This window comes from Nocardia sp. CWNU-33, from assembly GCF_046764895.1.
Taxonomy (GTDB): Bacteria; Actinomycetota; Actinomycetes; order Mycobacteriales; family Mycobacteriaceae; genus Nocardia.
This window is the reverse complement of record NZ_JBKOQN010000001.1, coordinates 453,729-471,271: the sequence shown is the minus strand read 5'-3', so window position 1 is coordinate 471,271 and position 17,543 is coordinate 453,729. Positions and strand designations below refer to the sequence as shown.

The window sequence follows — 17,543 nt, the reverse complement described above, 5'->3', positions numbered from 1 at the left end:
GAGGCTTGGTGCGGCGGGCCGGTGGTTGCCGGGTGTCCCGGCTGGGTAAGACGGTACGACGATCGCCGCGAAAAATCACTATTTGGTAACCGGCGTGTGCGGCGGGGTCTCGACGCGGTCTCGGTGTGCCCCCGAAGCTTTCACGCAGCTGGGAAGTGGTGCGAACCGGCCGATAGAGGGCCGTCACCACTCCGTGACCTCCTCGTTATGTGACGAGGATCACACTGATGATTTGGTAACGATCGGCTCGGGTAACCAGGTTCGCGTCAGCGGGAGCGGCGACCGGACCACAGTGCGTACCCCACGCCGACCAGGAATCCGAGCGGCGCGAGCATGGCGATCAGGTATAGCCAGAGCCCCGGCTCGGCGTCGCTGAGAATCGGCGTCAGAAATATCGCGACAATCGCCAGCAATCCGATCGCGAAGAGGCCGAGTGCGAGGTACAACAACCGATCGCTCGAGCGGCGCCCGGATCCACTCGGAGGCGGTGGCGCGGAAGGGTTCGTCACTCGAAGACCGTAAAACTGATGTGCTTGCGTTATTGGCACCGGGGTAGACTCGATGCCTATCGCGTCCTGCATGCTGTGGGGCGCGTTCTTTTCGCAAACTGACAGGACCTCTCTCGCGATGTTTCGCGCGGTGGGTCCCGGGCAGACGGGTGTGCTTGGTCCGATGGGGGCCGAGTTTCGATGACGAACGGGTGATGGCAGTGCCGACCGGCAGGGTTAAGTGGTACGACGTCGAAAAGGGCTTCGGCTTCCTTTCCCAAGACGAGGGTGAGGACGTCTACGTCCGTTCCTCAGCGCTGCCCGAGGGCATCGAATCGCTGAAGCCCGGCCAGCGTGTCGAATTCGGCATGGCCGCAGGCCGTCGTGGGCCGCAGGCGCTGAGCCTCAAGGTGCTCGAGGCGCCGCCGTCGGTCCGTCAGGGCCAGGAGCGCGAGCGTGGCGCACACCGGGAGCCTGCCGTCCGCAAGCACACGCCGGACGAACTGCACGGGATGGTCGAGGACATGATCACCCTGCTCGAGGCAAAGGTGCAGCCGGACCTGCGCAAGGGCAAGTACCCGGATCGCAAGACCGCGCAACGCATTTCCGAGGTCGTCCGCGCCGTCGCGCGCGAGCTGGATCACTGAGCGTGCCGACTCGCCGGGCCGCGAATGCGCCCGGCGAGTCGGCCACCTCGCGAAACCGGTGGTGGCACAGAGGGTCCCGCAGAGGGGTTCCTACAGCGTGCTGATCGACCAGGCGGCGTGCGGGAGGTAGAACTCTTGGCCCGTCTCGTCTTTGGCGAGGATGGGCAGCTGCATCTCGACGCCGATCAGGCGCAGCTCTGGCTCCGGCTTCGAGTCGATGGTCAGGTTGAGTGCACCCTTGGGGTAGTCGTTTCGGCTGACGATACGGTCCACCGTGTCGCCGTTGGGCAGCGTATAGACCAGTCGGGCGATCCACGGCGCGTCCGCGATCTGCTTGGGCAGCGACATCTGCAGCGGATACCCCGCAGGCACCTCCAAACGGACCGTCTTGCCGATCTGGCAATCCGGCGTCGACTCACCGCAGGGCAGCCTGGAGAAGATCGAGCCCACGTCGGCGTTGCCGCCGCGCTCCGGCAGGATTCGGCAGTCCTGCATCAACGGTGTGCAGTAGCCGTAGGGCCGCACTGTGATGGCGGTGCCGTGCGCGTAGGCGGTGATCTCCGGCTCGCGCTCGGGGGCATTGCGTATCAGCACCGCGAGGACGCCGACGAAGGCGACGACGAACACCAGTCCGGCGGCTGCGCCGAGCGCGATGATGGTGCGGGTCGGTGGCTTGCTCACGACTGCGCCTCGCCGACGCAGGGCTCCGTCGTGAGCGGCGCTGCTGTGTTGGTGGCTCGCTCGCTCACGACTGCGCCTCGCTGACGCTCGGCTCCGTCATGAGCAGGGCTGCTGTGTTTGTGGCTCGCTCGCTACGCTCGCTCACTAGATGGGATCTCCTATCCCTCGTTGGATGCGCTGGGTGTCGCCACCGCGTTGTCTGCCTGTTTCGGGAGCATGCGGCCGAGTGTGTGGAATCTCCTGCTCGGCATGCTGTGGTCGGTTGCCGCCGAGACCTGGTAGCAGGGAATGACCTCGGAAGCTGACGAAGGTCTGGACCAGTCCGACCACGAGTATCGCCGACACCACCGCGAAACCCTTCCAGTAGTCGGTCGGCAGCAGCACACCGGCCGCGCCGCCGACTACCCAGCTGAGCTGCAGCACGGTCTCCGACCGGCCGAAGCCGGAGGCGATCGACTCCGGCGGCAGGTCGTCCTGGATCGAGGCGTCGAGCGAGACCTTCGCCAGCGCGCTTGCACCGGCCGCGACGAGCGTCGCAAGCGCCGCGCCGAGCAGATTGTTCGCTAACACTGCGAACAGCGCGATGAGGGTGCACGCCGCGGTGCAGCCGAGCACGATCAGGGAGGGCTTGCCGAGTTTGAGGCGGGCGCCGGTGGCGTTGCCGGTGAAATTGCCGATGGCCGCGGCGACACCGACCACACCGAGCACGGCCGCCTGCTGGACACCACCGTGCTCGGTCGCCTTGGCGACGAAGGCCACATAGAAGGTGAGGAACCCGGTCAGCACCCGGATCGCGCTGTTGCCCCAGAGCCCGGTGACGACCGATCGGCCGAGCGGCTGCCTGCGCTTGCGCGGCGGGATGATGGCTTCCTTCGTCGGATCGAGCACTTCGGTGTTGGCGTGGTAACTGAGGGTCGCGGGGACCTCGCCCTCGGTGACCTCGACCCAGCGCGGGATGCGCAGGCTCAGATAGGTGCCTGCGACGGCGATCGCGGTGGCGAAAATCAGTGCGCCCGTTGAGCTCGCAATCGCGGCGGCGAGTGCGGCGAAAGCGCCTGCGCCGATGGTGCCACCGACCAGGCCGAATACCGTGAGCCGAGAGTTGGTGCGCACCAAATCGATATCCGGTGGCAGCACGCGTGGCGTCACCGCGCTCTTGAGCACCGAGAACGATTTGCTTCCGACCATCATGCACAGGGCGAGCGGATAAAGCGCCCAGGTGTCGAAGGCCACGATCAGCACCACGGTGACCACTGCGCGCAGCGCGAACGAGGAGGCGAGCGCGAGCCTGCGGCCGCGCTGCAGGCGGTCGAGCAGCGGTCCGATGAGCGGTGCGATCACCGCGAACGGCGCGATGGTGATCAGCAGATACAGCGCGACCTTCGACTTGCTCTCCGCGCTCGCGCTTGCAAAGAACAGTGTGTTGGCAAGGGCAACCGCGATAGCGGCGTCCAGGGCGAAGTTCGCCATCGTGGCGTAGGTCAGCGCGGTGAGGCCCGACTTGTCCGCGCCGTCGGCTTTCGCCGCGCGCTGGAAGGAGGCGATACCGCGCATGGTCAGCTGTTGGCCGCGCATCGCGGCAACTCTGGTGACGGTGAGCTTGCGGGGGGCGCGTTGCTCGCCGGGCTCGGTCACTGTGGCGCTATCCGCCGGCTCGGCGCCGGGTTCGGGTCGATGCGGCGGTTGTTTGCGCATGTCGGGGGCGGATCGATCGTGCGAACCCGGCACGCGGCAGGTGTCGAACTCCGCCGGGTCGGCCGGTTCGGGCCGGGTTTCGGGTAGTCGTCGGGTGTCGAATTCCGGCGGCCGTCCCGCGGTTGGCGGTTGGCGGCGGCCGTGCTCGGGATCCAGTGGCGGTAGCGGCCGTCGAGGCGAAGGTTCGTTGGGCGGCGGATATCGGTCGAAACCGGGGTGCCGTTCGATCGGTGGAGCCTCCTCGCGGTCCCACGGACCATGGTCAGGGCCGGAGGGATCGCGGGGAGTATTCACGCATCAATTCTGACTCATCCGTCTCGTCGCGTCTCAGGCCGGACGTCCGGTGTCTGGGAAGTGTGTTGCCGGGCCGGAGGCCCACTGCTCGGCCGAGCTCCCGGCGCACCCGACGGGTTACTCGTGCACTCACGAAACCACTCGTTGCGTGGCAACACGATTGGGAGCTTGCCGTGTTCAAGCGGGTACAAATCGGACCTCGAACATGGTCGGCCAGTACTTGCCGGTGAGCAGGAAGCGGTCGGTGCCGGGGATATGAGCGATCCCGTTGAGCACGTCGGTGTAGGCGCGGGCGGTGGGTGCGAGCAGGCCGCGGGCATCGATGTCAGCGAGTACCCGGCCGGTCTCGGGGTCGATGCGCAGGATCGTGTCGGTGGGGTAGTCGTTGGCGTACACCGAACCGTCGGCGGCGCAATCGAGTTCGTTCAGGTGTGCGTTGCGACGGCCGGTGAGGGTGACAGTGCCGGTCGGTGCGAACGTCACCGGGTCGCGAAAGGTGAGTGTGTCGGTGCCGTTGCTCATCACCAGCCTGCTCGCTCGGGTGCAGATGCCCCAGCCCTCGCCGTAGTAGGACACACGGCTGCGTTCGGCCAGTGTCTGCGGATCTCTGGCGAAGGCGATCCCGTCCTTCCAGGTGATCTGCCAGAGGGTGCCCGCGGCCGGCGACACGCCCTCGCCGAAGTACGGCGCGGGCAGATCGACGCGCGCCAGTTCGGCCCCGGTGGTCAGATCGGTCGCGCGGATATTCGACGCGCCCGGCTTGCCTGTGCCTTCGTAGAGCACATTGCCGTCGATGTCGAGACCCTGGGTGAACGCCGACGGATCGTGCGGACGGGTGCCGATGACCTCGATTTTCATCCGTTGTGGTTGGTCGTCTGCGCTGCCGCAGCCGGTCGATGCGAGCAAGCTGACCAGTACTGCGACGGCCAACGAACGCCGATTGCGCTCCATACGGCAAAATGTAGGCCGTGAGCGCAGTTTCTGTTTCGGAGTCCGGCGTGTGGCCGATCCTGGCCGATGCCGTCGACGTGGCCCGTCGAGCGCTCGTGGAGTTGGAGCCCGCCGGGGTCGGCGCGCATTTGGGGGTGACCGCGGAGGACGCGAGTGCGGCGACGCACCGCTTCGAAGCCACCCTGCCCGGCTACCGCGGCTGGCAGTGGGCCGTCGTCGTCGCGGCCGCACCCGGTGCGACCTACGCCACGGTCAGCGAGTCGGCCTTGCTGCCCGGCCCGGAGGCATTGCTCGCGCCCGACTTCGTGCCGTGGGAGCAGCGGGTTCGACCCGGCGATCTGGCGCCCGGCGACCTCCTCGCTCCACTGCCCAACGATCCTCGGCTGGTGCCCGGGTACGTCGCCAACGGCGACCCAGCGGTCGACGAGGTCGCCCGCGACATCGGCCTCGGCCGCACCCAGGTGTTGAGCCTCGAAGGCCGGGAGGAAGCAGCCGAGCGCTGGTACGCCGAATTCGGCCCCGACACCGAGATGGCCAAGGCGGCCCCGTCCACCTGCGGCCTCTGCGGCTTCTACCTGCCACTGGCGGGCGCCATGCGCGCCGCCTTCGGCGTGTGCGGTAACGCGATGGGCGCCGACGGCCGAGTGGTGCACGTCGAATACGGCTGCGGCGCACACTCCGACACCGTTGTCCCCACCGGCGGCGGCTCCCCGCTCTACGAGGCCTACGACGACGCGGCATTCGACGTGATCACCTCGGAAACCACACGCAAGCCCGGATCGGAAGCGGCGCAGCCCGCCGCCGCGCCGGACATCGAGCCAGCGACCACCGAGGTCGACTCGAGTGCCATCATCACCACCGCCCCCGCGGCTGAATCCGACACCGTGATCGGTTCGGCCGGTGCCGAGGTCGAGCCGACTGTGGGTGCGGCCGCTGGTGCTGCGGTTGAGTCGAACGCCGTGGTCGGGTCGGATGTCGAGGCTCCGGAGAGTGCGGAAACCGAGTCGCCTGTTGAGGCGCCGTCGGGCGTGGATCTGACGGATCGCCCAGCTGAATCCGACACGACGGTCGATTCGACTGTGGCTCCGACGGGTGCCGAAGCCGATTCGACTGTGGGCGCTGTTGGGGCTGGGCCGAGCACGGTGGGTGGGTCGGATGCTGCCGTTCCGGCGACTGCCGAGGTCGAGCCGACTGCCGAGGCGGCGTCGGGCGCCGACCTGGCCGGTGCTGGTACGGCCGAGCCGACCACGGTGACCGAGTCCGACGCTGGGACTGCGGTGAGCGTTCCGGCCGACTCGACTGCTGAGGCTGAGGCGAGCGTTGGCCTGCCGAGCGATGGTGTGGCTGAGGCGGACACAGCTGCGGTGGATGCGGCGGGCGGGATGGCTGAGCATGCTGCTGCCGAGTCGGATTCCAGCGCCACACCGGCTTCGAGCGCCGCTTCGGATTCGGCTGCGGAGCAGGCGCCGAGCGTGGCGGATGAGCCGGGTGACGATCGGCCGGAGCCCGAATCATCGGCACGGAGCTGAGCGAGACGGCCGAGGCGTCCGATCCGTTCGGCACCTCGGCGCTGCGTGTTGCGGTCCTCGCCGCGTGGCGTGATTCGCCGACCCGGCTGCGGGAGGATGCCGCCACCGAGGCGGATCTGGTGCGGGCAGGGTATCGGGATCGACTGCTGACCGAGTTGGCGCAGAATGCCGCCGATGCCGCCGCGAAGGCGGGCGTGCCGGGGCGACTGGTCGTCCGGCTCGACGGGCACACCCTGTGCATCTCGAATACCGGTGCACCACTGGATATTTCCGGTGTGCATGCCCTCACCGCGCTGCGCGCCTCCGCGAAGGCGAATCCGGCCGCAAGTGTCGGCAGGTTCGGCGTCGGCTTCACCGCGGTGCTGTCGGTGAGCGACGACATCGAGGTGCGCTCGACCACCGGTTCGCTGCATTTCTCGCGCGGGAACACCTGGAACGCACTGCACGACAATGCAATCGACGTGCCGGACACGGGCGGCGATTTCGCCCCACCGGTGCTGCGTCTGGCCTGGCCGAGCACCGCCGCCCCCACCGACGGCGACACCGAAGTGGTGCTGCGCCTGCGCGAGGACATCGATCACGATGCGCTGCTCACCGGGATGCGTGCCGAAGCCGTCGATCTACTGCTGGAACTGCCTGCCCTGCACAGCATCCGAATCGGCGACGATGAGCTGACCGCCACAACCACGGATCTCGGCGCCACCGACCAGGAGCGGACCGGCCTGCGCGAGCTGCGCATCACCGGCCAGGACCGCGAACAAGTCTGGTGGGAGTACCGGACTCCGCGCGCCCGCTGGCTGCTTCCGGTCCGCAACGGACGACCGGTGGCCACCATCCCGGATGTCCTGCGAGCCCCCACCCGATCCGACGAGGAGCTGTCGCTACCGGCCCTTCTGATCGCCGACATCCCCATGCAGCCGGATCGCCGCCGCCTGCTCCCCGGTGCGCATCTCACCGAACTGGCAACGGGATATAGCGATTTCGCCAGCGCCCTCCCGCTCCGCGACCGCCTCATCCTGGTTCCGACACCCGGCTTCGCACGCAGCGAGCCGGACGCTCTGCTCCGCGAAGCACTGATCCGCGAACTCCAGACCCACTCCTGGCTCCCGGTGGTAACCAGCCCCTCCGATGCGCCCTCGACCGCGATCGGTGACGTGGATTCGCTATGGGCCGAGCCTTTCCCGGAAGGCGCCGCCGCTCGACTCGAGTCCGCCGCTGACAGTGCTCATCCCCGCTCTGGTGCTGCCTCGGCCGACGAAGAACCCGGTGTTGCACCGGAGTCGGGCGACGACACGTCCCCGACTCCTGCGTCGCTGAGCGCTGGTGCCGCGGCAGGTGGCCGTCCCGGCGTGGATTCGCCGTCGGGTCGGGAAGTGTCGGATGACGCGGCGTCCGACCAGGTGTCGGCGAGTGTGGCGAGCCCCAGTCGCCCGTCTGGTTCGGCTACCGGCGGCCGAGATGACGTGGCAGCACCAGTGGGCGCGGGACTGCTCGATGACGGCGTTGCCGTCGCCCCGGCTGCTGCGCGCGGTCATGACGTTGCCGAGGGCCTAGGGTTTGCGGGGGGCCGGGCACTGTCGGGGCCCGCGGTGGGGACGGCTGTGCCGACTCGGGCGAGCGTGTTCGCTGGGCTCACCGCGGAGCTGGCCGGGCTGATCGATGATGTGGTCGGGCCGTTGGTGATTCCGGAGTTGTCCGGGCGCGTGCACAGCGAGGCGCTCGGTGTGCTGGATGTGCATCGGCTGGGGCTGGCTCGGCTTGCGGAGTTGTCGGGTGGTTTGGAGCGGTCGCCGCAGTGGTGGTGTTCGCTGTATGCGGCGCTGGAGCCGTTTGTCGTCGATCCGCTGGCCGCCGAGGAGTTGGGGGCGCTTGCCGTGCCGCTGGCCGATGGGCGGCTCGTGACCGGGCCGCGCACAGTGGTTTTGGACGATCGGCTCGCGGACCCTATTCCGGTGCACTGGGCGCGGCTCGTGCATCCGGAGGCGGCGCATCCGTTGCTGGCTCGGTTGGGGGCGCGTACTGCCACCGCCGAGGATTTGCTGAGCGATCCGGGGCTGCGTGCCGAGTTGGAGGATCAGCCCGGCGATCCGGATACCGCGGACGCGGTGCTCCGGCTCGCGGTCACCGCTGATCCGCTCGCGTTGCCGTCCTGGCTGGGGTTGCTCGAATTGCCGGACAGCTCAGGGGAATTGCTGCCCGCCGATGAGCTGCTGCTGCCGGGCGCACCGCTGCGCGACCTGTTGGTCGAGGATTCGCCGTTCGGCACCGCGGCCGAGGATCTGGTCGAGGGCTACGGCGCGCAGGCGCTGCGGGCTGTCGGCGTCGGCTGGGATTTCAGCATTGTCGTCGAGGCGGATCCGACCGGCCCGGATCATCATCTGGACGACGAGGACCACTGGTGGTCGGGCCTGCCGGAGGATCCGCCCGAACTGGCCGCTGTCCGCGACCTGGACCTGGTGGCCGAGACCGCCTGGCCGGAAGCGCTGCGGCAGTTGGCTTCCGGTGATCGCACCCGACGGCTGCTCGTCGATCCCGACGGCTACACCGCGTGGTGGCTGCGCAGGCACGCCCGCGTAGACGGCACGGTGCTCGGACTGCTGAGTCATCCTGCTGACACCGAATTCGCGGGCCTGCTCACCGAATTCGCCGTTCCCGGCCTCGGCCGTCAGGACATCGACGCCTTGCGTGCAGTCCTGGCCGACCCCGACGCCATCACCCCGGATCTGGCCGCTGCCCTGCTGGCCGCTCTCGCCGATCCGGCGAAAACACCTGCACCCGAGGTTATTTCGCGAACTCACGCACGATTGGCCGCCGCGGTGGCGGCGGACCGTCTCGACCTGGCCGACCTCGATCTGCCCGATCGCGTGCGCGCATTGTCCGGCGCGGTGGTCGACCCCCGCGAAGCCTTGGTGCTCGACCAGCCGTGGTTCGGCCTTGCCCTGCCGCCGGAACGCCTTGTCCTCGGCGATACCGATACGGCCCCCGCCTTGGCGACCTTGCTCGATCTTCCGCTCGTCTCCGAGGCCGTCACCGCCGAAGTGCTCGGCACCGGCCGGCGGACAACATGGTCGGCCGAACCGCTCGGTGTGGTTCTGCGCCAACTCTTCACGCTCGCCCCGCAGCAAGGTGACCTGGTGGTTCACGACGATCTTCGGATACGTCTGCACGGCGCCGCAACCGCCACGGTCGCCGTTGCGTGGTGGCAGGAGGGCACAACCACGCATGTGCGCATGCCGCAGGCGCAGGCGCAGGACTGATTGTTCGTCGGTCGGACCCTGGCTCGCCACGGCCGAGGTAGCCGCTGCCGTCCGGCGCGCTTCGGGTAGCCCGCCTATTCCGCGTAGTTCGAAACCATCTCACTGAGCAGGTCCAGCTGCCCGCGGACGCTCTCGCTGTCGTTGTCCACCAGCCAGCGCAGCACGATCCCGTCGATCACATTGAGGGTGAACCGGCTCAGGTCGTGCACCGGCATTGTGAACCGGCTTCCGGTCGCATCGCGTGCGTGATCGAGGAGGTCGGCGACAGTGGAGTCGTTGAATGCGTACTGTTCGCGCGCAATCGCGAGTTTCGCCGGTGTTTGTTCGCCTTCGCGAAGTGCGTAAGTCGTCGTTTCGTAAGTGAGTAGCTGTCGTTCCGGTGTGGCTTCAATGTTCAGCCACATCAGTTCGAGTCCGGCGCGCACCAATTTCTGAAGCGCTTCTTTTCCACTTCCGGCGTCTTGCCAAACTGTTTCATTGGCGTCGACAGAATCGCGTAATTCCATCGACAACGCTTTGACCAGCTCGGTCATGAGCGCGTCCTTGTTTTCGAAACAGTAGTGCACCACACCGAGCGAAACACCTGCCGCCTGAGCCACATCGCGCGTGGTCACGCCCGCCACGCCTTTTTTCTCGGCAAGGCCGATGGCTGCCTCGATAAGGTGGGCCCTTCGTTCTTCGACGCTCAATCGGGAGGACACCTCAGGGAGTTAAGCGTTCACGAAGCGTGCAGTCAATTCGCGCAGCGAAAAAATCTCGACTGGACGATCGTCCAGTTGTGTGGTTCGCTGCACAGTGGGATCGAAGGGAGACGCGTATGCCCGTGTCACGAAGGACGGTTTTGGCCCGAACTGTGGCGGGTTCGGCCACGCTGGTTACCGCGGCAGCGGTGGCCACGGTGCCCGGCGTTACTACGGCATTGAGTGCGTCCGCCGCAGCCGCACCGGAGTCCGGCGGATACCTCATCGGCATCGGTATTTCCGACATCACGGGTCCGGCCGCCGAATGCGGAATGATGGGCTACTCGCAATTCGAGCAGCAGACCGCGGGCATCCACCTGCGCCCGCGCGCCCGCGCATTCGTCATCGCCACTGCCGAGCGGCGAATCGTATTCGCGGTCGCGGAGAACGGCATGATCTTCCAGTCCGTGCACCGCGGCGTCATGCTCGAGCTCGCTCGACGCTTCGGCGAGCTCTACACCGAGCAGAACGTGTTGCTCACCTCGACGCACTCGCACGCGACCTGCGGCGGCTCCAGCAACGATTACGCATACAACCTGTCGATCCTCGGTTTTCAGCAGCAGGTCTACGACGCCGAGGTGAACGGCCTCGTGGAAGCGATCGCCGCCGCGCACGCCGATCTCGGTCCAGGCTCGCTCGCGCTCGGCCGCAGCGAACTGCACGATGCCAGCGTCAACCGCTCCCGTGTCGCCTTCGACCGCAACCCCGATGCGGACAAACAGTATTTCCCGCAGGCCATCGATCCGGCGGTCACCGCGCTGTCGATCGTCAAGGGCGGCAGACAGGTCGGCGCCATCACCTGGTTCGCGACTCACAACACCTCGATGACCAACCAGAACCGGTTGATCAGCGCAGATAACAAGGGCTACGCATCCTTCTCGTTCGAGCACATCGAACACGGCGTCCGATACCTCGACGGCGCTGCCGATTTCATCGCCGCCTTCGCTCAGACCAACGCGGGCGACATGTCGCCGAACCTGAACCTGCGCCCTGGCTCCGGCCCCACCGAGGACGAGTTCGAGAACACTCGCATTCTCGGCGAACGGCAGTACCATGCGGCGAAAGCCGCACTCGCCGAAGCGAAGTCGTTGGCCGGACCGGTCGACTCGATGCTCTGTTATATCGACCTCGCCGACATCGCCGTCGACGGTCGCTTCACCCCGGATGGTCTGCCGCGCCACACGGCCCCCGCAGCTGCGGGCGTTTCGCTCATCGCGGGCAGTACCGAGGACGGCCCCGGCTTGCCGGGGATTCCCATTCCGGAGGGCGTGCGCAACCCGTTCATCGATGCGCTCGGCAACCCCGACGTCCCGGCACCGGCGTGGCTCGCGGATGCCCAGGCGCCCAAGGCGATTGTCGCTCCGCTCGGTCTGCTGCCGCCGGTGCCGTGGGTGCCGAGCGTGGTACCGATCCAGATCGTCCGCATCGGTGAGCTCTACCTGGCCGGTGGCGGCGGAGAATTCACCATCGTCGCCGGTCTGCGGATTCGCCGCGCGGTGGCGGCGGCCCTCGGTGTCTCGCTGGAGCAGGTGCTCATGCAGGGCTATGCGAATGCCTACCACGAATACATCACCACCCCAGAGGAATACGACTCTCAGCAGTACGAGGGCGGGTCAACCCTGTTCGGGCGCTATACCTCGAGTGCCTACCTACAGGAATTCACCCGACTGGCAACGGCTTTCGCGGCCCGTCAGCAGGTTCCCCGCGGTCCGGCCCCGCGCGACGTGTCCGCCATGCAGCCGAATTTCCAGCCCGCACCCGGACCCGACGCCACGCTGCCCGGCCGCGCCTTCGGTGACGTGCTGGTCCAGCCCGCCGCGACCGCGGCCCGCGGCACCCGCGTCGCAGCCGAATTCGTTTCCGCCCACCCGAAGCACAATCCACGCCGCAACGACACTTTCCTGGAAGTGCAGCGGCGCAACAGCTCCGGCGAGTGGGTGCGCGTCGCCAATGAGGGCGAGTGGGCAGTGCGATTCCACTGGAGCAAGCGCGGCTCTGCGGTATCCGTGGCCCGCTTCACCTGGGATGTCCCGTCCGATGCGACGCCGGGTCGATACCGCCTCCAGCATTACGCGGACAGCCTGAGCCCGAGCGGCACGCTGCATCCGTTCACTGGCACCACCGACGAATTCGACGTGGTCTGAGGCTAGAGGCCGGTTTGCGCGCCCTTGTCGCCGCGCCGCGCGCCGCGGCGCTGGATCGCGAAGATCGTGTACCCGAGCAGACCGACGGCCAGCCCCATGAGGCACACCGGGCGGGCCGACTCCCAACGCTCGCCAGCGGCCCACGCCACCACCGTGGCGATCAGCCACAGCGCACTGCCAACGGCGAGCACCGGCCGTGGATCGGTGAGCCGCTGCGGGATCTCGGGCACTTTCTGCGTCACCGCCCCAGGGTAGCTGCGGGAACCGTCGTCCCGCAGCCAACGGGTCCCGTATCGTTTGCCACTGTGACAACGCCATCGGATGTTCGAGCTCTCGCTGGTGAGCTGTCGCTTGCCGTGGTGCGTTTGACGCGACATCTGCGGGGGCGGCGCGCCGACGCGCAAATTTCGCTGACCCAGCTGTCCGCGCTGGCCACGCTGCACCGGGACGGCGCGATGACGCCAGGCGCTCTCGCGGCCAAGGAGCGCGTGCAGCCGCCGTCGATGACGCGGGTGATCGCCTCACTGTCGGACCTGGGGTTGGTCGAGCGCAAGCCGCACCCGACCGATGGCAGGCAGATCATCGTCTCGCTGTCGGATGCGGGCCGTGCGTTGATCGCCGATGAGACCAGCGCCCGTGAGGCCTGGATGACCGAGCAGCTTTCCACCCTGACCGACGAGCAGTTGGTGGTGCTGACCAGGGCAGTCGGCATCATGAAGCAACTCGTCACCGAGTCCGAATAGCCCCGAGCAGCGGGGCCCTGGTATCTGGCGCTCCCGGAGCTACCGCGCGCCGAAGGGCTGGTCGCTGTCGACGATCTCGCGGCCGAGTGGGAACAGCGACAGCGGGATCAGCTTGAGATTCGCCCACCCGAACGGGATTCCGATAATCGAGATGAACAGCGGGATGCTGGTGAGCAGGTGGCCGAGCGCGAGCCACCAGCCCGCCACAATGAACCAGATGATGTTGCCGAGTAGCGAACCCGTGCCCGCGCCCGGCTTCTCTACGGTGGTCCGCCCGAACGGCCACAGCGCGTAGGCCGCGATCCGGAACGACGCGATGCCCCACGGGATCGTGATGATCAGGATGCAGCAGATGACGCCGGCGAGGATGTAGCCCAGTGCCATCCAGAACCCGACGAACACCAGCCAGAGCACGTTGAGGACGAGCTGAATCGGCTTCATGTGCTCCAGCATGCCAGCAGACCGGCAATTCGGGCATCAGTCCTGGGGACTACATCGCCTCGGGGAAAGACCCTGATGCGGGATCGGTGGACTCATCTGCCAGCGTCGATGCGCCGCAGCGACCATGGTCGGCGACACCGGTGCCGCGGTGCCGGGACGAGGTGTCAGAAGAACCAACCGAGAACCGCGTCGCGCTCGGCCCCGAACGCTTCGTCGAGCGCGCGCACCTGCCCGGAATCCTTGGCGTGCAACCGGTTCGCGGCGGCGAACACCCGCGCCGGATACGCACCGAGATACATGCTGCCGAGCACGTCGATACCGAGTTCGATATCGGCGGTGCGGGTGGTCGGCGCGCAGTCGGCGACACCGTCGCGTACCCGAAGCGCGAAGACACCGCCCGCGTTCCGGAACGGGTCGGTCACTGCGAGTACGACATCCAGGTCGCGCTGATACGAGCGCGCGCCGAGCGCGGCCGGTACATCCATGAGCCGCAACCAGAGTCCGTCGTACCGGTTGTCGGTCCGTACCCGTCTCGGATCGGTCAGCAGGTAGGGGAGCGGGTCGTTGTCGGTGAGTTCGGCCTCGATCCTGGTGACCAGATCCAGTCCGCAGAGCGTCCGCCACAGCGCGGCATGAGCTTCGGTGGTCACCGTCCGGATCTCGACCACACTGGCGGTTTTGACGCGGTCCCGGGAGTGGTATCGGTACAACACGTATCCGTCCTGGTGCAGGAGCGCGTAAAGGTCGGTGCCGCCTTTCCGAAAACACTCGGGGTCGAGGAAAGTGGTCTCCCAGCGTGCATCGGGACGCACCTGCGCGCCGGGGGTCAGCCTGCGCCACCGGTCATAGATCGCCCGCACCTGTTCGGTCGACTCGGCGAGTATCGCCAGTTCCACGCCGCCGGGATCCGGTGCCGAGGGCAGGAACTCGGCGAAGCGCCGATCGATGTGCACGGCGTTTTCCCGGATCGCCGGCCCGTATCCGAACCGTCCGTAGATGCCGCCCTGGCTCGCGGTGAAGATCGTCAACGGCAGCCCGGCCGCCTCGATCCGTCGATGTTGTTCGGTGTACATCGCGCGCAGAATCCCGCGCCGTCGATGCGTGGGCGCCACGGCAACCCCCGCGATACCGCAGGCCGAAACGGTTCGCTCGCCCGGCACCGTCAACGTCATCTTCGTCGACTCGACATGCCCGACCACCCGGTCACCGTCCACCGCGACAATCGCGTTCTCCGGCGGAAACAGCCGCCGATACGGCTCCCGCAACGCCGCGTCGGGCCGCATCCCGAAGGCCGTCTGGACCACTAGCTCGATCCCGGCCGCATCGCCCTCGGTAGCCGATCGAATGGTGATACCGGGTGTCAGCGTCATACCTGGACGATCCCACGCACCCGCGCCCGCTTGCACCCGATTTTCCGCCGGTGCGACTCCGGCCGTCGTCCGCGTTCGATGTGCCGGTCGAAGCGGGCGGGCACCGGTGTCGATGTCGGTGGTGCGGCCCGGCAGGATGTGTTCTTGTGGCCGAAGTGATCGATATCGACGACCCCGCCGATCCGCGGGTCGATGACTTTCGCGACCTCAAGTCCGCTGATCGGCGGCCCGACCTGCCTGGGCGCAAGGGGCTGGTCATCGCGGAGGGGGTCGTGGTGGTGCAACGGATGCTCGGCTCGCGGTTCCGGCCGAGCGCGTTGCTCGGGGTGGACAAGCGGCGCGACGAGCTCGCGGCCGATCTCGACGGTGTCGACGTACCGTATTACCGGGCGAGTGCCGAGGTGATGGCGCAGGTAGTGGGGTTCCACCTCAATCGCGGGGTGCTCGCCGTGGCCCAACGTCCCGCCGAGCTGACCGTGGACGAGGCGCTCGACGGAGCGCGGACGGTGGCGGTGCTGGAGGGCGTCAACGATCACGAGAACCTCGGATCGATGTTCCGGAACGCGGCGGGGTTGGGGGCCGAGGCGATTCTGTTCGGGGACCGATGCGCCGATCCGCTGTATCGGCGGGCCGTGCGGGTATCTATGGGCCATGTCCTCCGGGTGCCGTTCGCGCAACTTCCGCATTGGCCCGGTGGACTGGATATGCTGCGAGACAAGGGATTCCAGATCATCGCGCTGACCCCGAATCCGGCTGCGGTGAATCTGGCGACGGCGATGACGGGGGAGCGGGTGGCTTTGCTTTTGGGTGCGGAGGGACCCGGGTTGACCGTGGCGGCCATGCAGGCCACCGACGTCCGCGCCAGAATTCCGATGTCGCCGGGCACCGATTCGTTGAACGTCGCGACCGCGGCGGCAATGGCGTTCTATGAACGGGTGCGGACATCGTGAACGAGGGACGGTCGTGAACTATCTGCCGAACGGGGCGTATCGGCCCTATCCGCCTTACCAGGACCCGACGCCGTGGGCCGCCGGGGTCACCGTCGCCGTCATGGTGGGGTTACTGACGGCGGTCGCGGTGTACGCGTTCGGTGATGCGTTGGCGCACGTGCATCCGATACTTGCGGTGCTGGTCAACCTTGTCGCGGCCGGTGGCGCCGCACCGACGGCCTGGCGCTGGCGCTTCGTTCCGGTGACCCGCTGGGTGCTCGCCGGTGGTGCGGCCGGCGTGCTGCTCGGCTGGCTGGCGCTGCTGTTCGGCGGGTTGGCCGCATAAGGCGCGGCGGCACGGCCCACGCTCGTCCGTACGCGGGCTCGACCGGAACTGCGATCGGATGGCGGCGTTGCCGGTCAGGAGACGCGGTCCCGCCCGCGCAGCCAACTGAAAAGGCTGCGTCTGCGTTTCGCGTCGATGTCCGACTCGTCGTCCCTGAGCATCAGAGTGGCTGGGTCCGGTGCTTGGCCCTTCGGGTACAGGGTGAAACCGCACACCGAGATATCGCCGGGCATCAGCGCACCGTCGGTCGCGGGCGCGCGGTAGTGGAATCCGAGCCACTGGTGATTGGCGGCGTCGGCGAAGTCGGGTGGATCGAACGGCAGGGTCTGCGGGTCGGGCAGATCGCCGGGATACCACTGCACTGGATGATCACCCGCCCAGTACGGGCGCTCCCACACCAGCGGCAGGCCCTCGTCTTCGAGGATGTTCACCCGCGTCGAACTGAAGGAGCGGCGGAATTCGCCACGCTCCCAATGCGCGAAGGAGCCCCAGCCGTGCGCGGCGTCGAATGCGATGAGATAGGTGTGCTCCGAAGCCAGCGGCCGGACGAGTAATTCGGGCAGCGCCGTCGGATGCACCAACGCCGACTGCGTCGAACACACCACGGTGACACCGGGATAACAGCCGATGTACACCTCGTCGGCGTCCGGACCGGCGCAACCACCGAGTGTGCCGACCATGATCGGCAACACATCTCGGTCGGCGTGCAGCTGCTTCGCCAGGGCGAGTGCCGCATCCGGGTCCGGATCGTGGTTCGCGCGGAGTACCGCCAACGGATCGAGTGCGTCGACGTACCAGAGGGACGAAGCTTTGGACAGCATTTCCGGCACCTCCCGATGGTTGCACGAAACAGCTCCGCGAACTTCGAGCAACTCTCGGTGATTCCGACAACGTGCTGTCACCTCGAACCGCCCAACGCCGACAAACCACTCGACGCACTCCGAAAAATCTACCCGTACTTGACCGCGAACGATGTAGCTTCCGCCTGCGAACACGCCAGCGGCCCAAGAAATCCGCGATCGAGGCGTCTCAGCAACCTCCGTGTCGCCGCTGGCAAACATTTGCAGGGGCGGATCTTACGTATTTCCGGCGGCCGCACGGTGCCGGACTCGAGCACGATTGTCGGCGCGGCGAAGTGCGGCGCCCCAAGATGAAGATGCCGTACCCGTGGCAGGTCTACCGTGCTCGGTTCACCGGGCACTTTGCTGGTAACACGCGAAAACAGCCTGGCAAGACCAGCTTCGGTTGGTGCATGGCGGCGCGTCGAATGCCTGTGCCGAGCGGTCGT

At 67.4% G+C, this 17,543-nt stretch carries 16 protein-coding genes; 7 read left to right on the top strand and 9 right to left on the bottom strand.

Annotation, left to right across the window (positions count from 1 at the left end; all coding sequences use genetic code 11):
* Nucleotides 1-266 precede the first annotated feature (266 nt).
* Complete coding sequence (locus tag ACLMAL_RS01525) at nucleotides 267-509, bottom strand: hypothetical protein (RefSeq protein ID WP_328408899.1); 243 nt, start codon at nucleotides 507-509, stop codon at nucleotides 267-269.
* Between the two features lie 200 nt (nucleotides 510-709).
* Between ACLMAL_RS01525 and ACLMAL_RS01520 the strand changes: the two genes are divergently transcribed.
* Complete coding sequence (locus ACLMAL_RS01520; protein ID WP_328412716.1) at nucleotides 710-1,135, top strand: cold-shock protein; 426 nt, start codon at nucleotides 710-712, stop codon at nucleotides 1,133-1,135.
* Between the two features lie 90 nt (nucleotides 1,136-1,225).
* Here ACLMAL_RS01520 and ACLMAL_RS01515 read toward each other — a convergent pair whose 3' ends face one another.
* From ACLMAL_RS01515 to ACLMAL_RS01505, 3 genes are all read right to left on the bottom strand, one after another.
* Nucleotides 1,226-1,816 carry a DUF2771 domain-containing protein gene (locus tag ACLMAL_RS01515; protein ID WP_411997425.1) on the bottom strand — a complete coding sequence of 197 codons (591 nt, stop codon included), beginning with the start codon at nucleotides 1,814-1,816 and terminating at the stop codon, nucleotides 1,226-1,228.
* 144 nt (nucleotides 1,817-1,960) lie between these two features.
* Nucleotides 1,961-3,805 (bottom strand): MFS transporter, encoded by a 1,845-nt coding sequence (locus ACLMAL_RS01510; RefSeq protein ID WP_411997424.1) that lies wholly within the window; start codon nucleotides 3,803-3,805, stop codon nucleotides 1,961-1,963.
* 177 nt (nucleotides 3,806-3,982) lie between these two features.
* The gene (locus ACLMAL_RS01505; RefSeq protein WP_411997423.1) at nucleotides 3,983-4,756 is read right to left on the bottom strand and encodes a glutaminyl-peptide cyclotransferase; all 774 of its coding nucleotides are present in this window, start codon (nucleotides 4,754-4,756) and stop codon (nucleotides 3,983-3,985) included.
* 17 nt (nucleotides 4,757-4,773) lie between these two features.
* Here ACLMAL_RS01505 and ACLMAL_RS01500 point away from each other — a divergent pair, with 17 nt between their 5' ends.
* Both ACLMAL_RS01500 and ACLMAL_RS01495 read left to right on the top strand, forming a co-directional pair.
* Nucleotides 4,774-6,285 carry a DUF3027 domain-containing protein gene (locus ACLMAL_RS01500; RefSeq protein WP_411997422.1) on the top strand — a complete coding sequence of 504 codons (1,512 nt, stop codon included), beginning with the start codon at nucleotides 4,774-4,776 and terminating at the stop codon, nucleotides 6,283-6,285.
* 41 nt (nucleotides 6,286-6,326) lie between these two features.
* Nucleotides 6,327-9,542 (top strand): sacsin N-terminal ATP-binding-like domain-containing protein, encoded by a 3,216-nt coding sequence (locus ACLMAL_RS01495; RefSeq protein WP_411997529.1) that lies wholly within the window; start codon nucleotides 6,327-6,329, stop codon nucleotides 9,540-9,542.
* Between the two features lie 74 nt (nucleotides 9,543-9,616).
* On the opposite strand, the gene ACLMAL_RS01490 is transcribed toward ACLMAL_RS01495, so the two are convergent.
* Nucleotides 9,617-10,231, bottom strand: coding sequence for a TetR/AcrR family transcriptional regulator (locus ACLMAL_RS01490; protein ID WP_328408909.1), 615 nt, complete (start codon nucleotides 10,229-10,231; stop codon nucleotides 9,617-9,619).
* Between the two features lie 128 nt (nucleotides 10,232-10,359).
* On the opposite strand from ACLMAL_RS01490, the gene ACLMAL_RS01485 reads away from it, so the two are divergent.
* Nucleotides 10,360-12,426 (top strand): neutral/alkaline ceramidase, encoded by a 2,067-nt coding sequence (locus ACLMAL_RS01485; RefSeq protein ID WP_411997421.1) that lies wholly within the window; start codon nucleotides 10,360-10,362, stop codon nucleotides 12,424-12,426.
* A 2-nt stretch (nucleotides 12,427-12,428) separates the two neighbouring features.
* Here the strand turns inward: ACLMAL_RS01485 and ACLMAL_RS01480 are convergent, their stop codons facing one another.
* On the bottom strand, nucleotides 12,429-12,668 hold the full coding sequence (locus ACLMAL_RS01480; protein ID WP_328408911.1) for a DUF2530 domain-containing protein: 240 nt from the start codon (nucleotides 12,666-12,668) through the stop codon (nucleotides 12,429-12,431).
* Between the two features lie 63 nt (nucleotides 12,669-12,731).
* Here ACLMAL_RS01480 and ACLMAL_RS01475 point away from each other — a divergent pair, with 63 nt between their 5' ends.
* The gene (locus tag ACLMAL_RS01475; protein ID WP_328408912.1) at nucleotides 12,732-13,169 is read left to right on the top strand and encodes a MarR family winged helix-turn-helix transcriptional regulator; all 438 of its coding nucleotides are present in this window, start codon (nucleotides 12,732-12,734) and stop codon (nucleotides 13,167-13,169) included.
* A gap of 39 nt (nucleotides 13,170-13,208) precedes the next feature.
* On the opposite strand, the gene ACLMAL_RS01470 is transcribed toward ACLMAL_RS01475, so the two are convergent.
* Both ACLMAL_RS01470 and ACLMAL_RS01465 read right to left on the bottom strand, forming a co-directional pair.
* Complete coding sequence (locus tag ACLMAL_RS01470; protein WP_328408914.1) at nucleotides 13,209-13,610, bottom strand: YccF domain-containing protein; 402 nt, start codon at nucleotides 13,608-13,610, stop codon at nucleotides 13,209-13,211.
* Between the two features lie 164 nt (nucleotides 13,611-13,774).
* Nucleotides 13,775-14,980 carry a GNAT family N-acetyltransferase gene (locus tag ACLMAL_RS01465; protein WP_411997420.1) on the bottom strand — a complete coding sequence of 402 codons (1,206 nt, stop codon included), beginning with the start codon at nucleotides 14,978-14,980 and terminating at the stop codon, nucleotides 13,775-13,777.
* A gap of 146 nt (nucleotides 14,981-15,126) precedes the next feature.
* Here ACLMAL_RS01465 and ACLMAL_RS01460 point away from each other — a divergent pair, with 146 nt between their 5' ends.
* Together ACLMAL_RS01460 and ACLMAL_RS01455 are read left to right on the top strand one after the other, a co-directional pair.
* Nucleotides 15,127-15,930, top strand: coding sequence for a TrmH family RNA methyltransferase (locus tag ACLMAL_RS01460; RefSeq protein WP_411997419.1), 804 nt, complete (start codon nucleotides 15,127-15,129; stop codon nucleotides 15,928-15,930).
* Nucleotides 15,931-15,943: 13 nt separating this feature from the next.
* The gene (locus ACLMAL_RS01455) at nucleotides 15,944-16,255 is read left to right on the top strand and encodes a DUF2537 domain-containing protein (RefSeq protein WP_411997418.1); all 312 of its coding nucleotides are present in this window, start codon (nucleotides 15,944-15,946) and stop codon (nucleotides 16,253-16,255) included.
* Between the two features lie 74 nt (nucleotides 16,256-16,329).
* On the opposite strand, the gene ACLMAL_RS01450 is transcribed toward ACLMAL_RS01455, so the two are convergent.
* Nucleotides 16,330-17,076 carry a DUF6928 family protein gene (locus ACLMAL_RS01450; protein ID WP_411997417.1) on the bottom strand — a complete coding sequence of 249 codons (747 nt, stop codon included), beginning with the start codon at nucleotides 17,074-17,076 and terminating at the stop codon, nucleotides 16,330-16,332.
* Nucleotides 17,077-17,543: the final 467 nt, after the last annotated feature.